At 44.2% G+C, this 1,349-nt stretch carries 1 protein-coding gene; it reads right to left on the reverse strand.

The genetic code is table 11. From position 1 onward, the window contains the following. Positions 1 to 19 precede the first annotated feature (19 nt). Positions 20 to 1,349, reverse strand: a 1,330-nt coding sequence (locus ACFIKB_RS09300; protein WP_375653470.1) for a ShlB/FhaC/HecB family hemolysin secretion/activation protein, incomplete at its 5' end; no start/stop codon positions are given.

Genomic DNA, 1,349 nt, shown 5'->3' on the forward strand with positions numbered 1-1,349 from the left:
TTTTTACCGCCCCTTTGCTCTAAAATCTCAATAATGCCCGCACTTGAAATAACCCTGTCGAATTTCCCTTTTCTCGCACTGTCGATTGGGTTAAAATATTCGAATAAGACACATCAACATCCGTAATGTCTCCGGTTGCATGGAAACCAAGAGTTGCCCCAACGAGACTCCCGCCAAAGCTGTTTTTGCTTACATCATTGGCCACGGCTCCCAGATCAAGCGCCATATAAGGGGAAAATTGGCTCATAAATTTACGCCCCATGTTCGAAGAAAAACCTGGCAACAACAGCGACAATTCATTGCGCCAAAACGCCCCATTATTGCCATAATAAATCGCCTCACGCACTCCGCGCACAGAGGAACTGCCACCAAGCGATATTTGCTCTGAACTAAACAACGTGTCGGGTGATAATTGTCCTGAAAACAGTGTGTTATAGCGAAAGTTATACTGGTGAAGCGAAAAAGGACGCACGTAGCCTAGAGAAAAAGACAATTTGGAAAATTGCCCTTTGGGTGAATTTTTTGTTGCATTCTCTTGCTCTTTATCATCATAAGCGCCAAGAATTGCCAAACCTTTATGAAACCCTATATGCGCGCTTAATTCTCCTCCAAGCCACTTGCGCGAATGATCAAGCTCAAAGGTTGCAATAGCCAATTTACGGCTGGAAACATCAACCCGACTGCCCATAATAAAATTATCAGAATATTTCCATGTCAACCGTCCCGTAAGCCAGGTCTTTCCCTCTTGATCACGGTCAATAACCCGTGAAATCCATGGCGTCAGCGATAAAGACTTACCCGCAGTCATAATATCGGAAAATATCCCCTTAACACTTGAATGATATTGGCTCCACGTCCCATCAAAACCTGTTGTCCAAGTGCCATAGGGAAGAGAAAATGATCCCGTTAGAGTATCACTATTGGGGCGCTTGTGAGAAAAATGATACGGACTACCATCCATAGAACGCTGATAGCTAAACGACCATTGATCATTGATCCCTAACAGATCATCAAAAGAAAGGCTCAAGCGCGTTTGATAAATTCCTGTTGCTTTAGCGCCAAGATTATCGCTGGAAAGCGTAATAAGCCAAGGTTTCTGTTTTTCAATATGAACATCGAGTATCGAACCACCCGAATTGCTCCCCGCACCAAGATTAATGGTGGCTTGGCGTGAGAAAAGCCGATTGATTTGATCAAGCCCTTGCTCTATCTGGCGCAGATTGGTCGGCTTCCCAATAAGGTTTGGAAAAGCCGTGGTGATTTCTCCTTGAGATTTCCTTCCAACTTTATGCCCATCAAGGGTAATATCTTCCATCACACCTTCAACTACAACAATCTTGAGATGACCG

The sequence above is a fragment of the Bartonella sp. MR110HLJHH genome (assembly GCF_042194225.1).
Classification (GTDB): domain Bacteria; phylum Pseudomonadota; class Alphaproteobacteria; order Rhizobiales; family Rhizobiaceae; genus Bartonella; species Bartonella grahamii.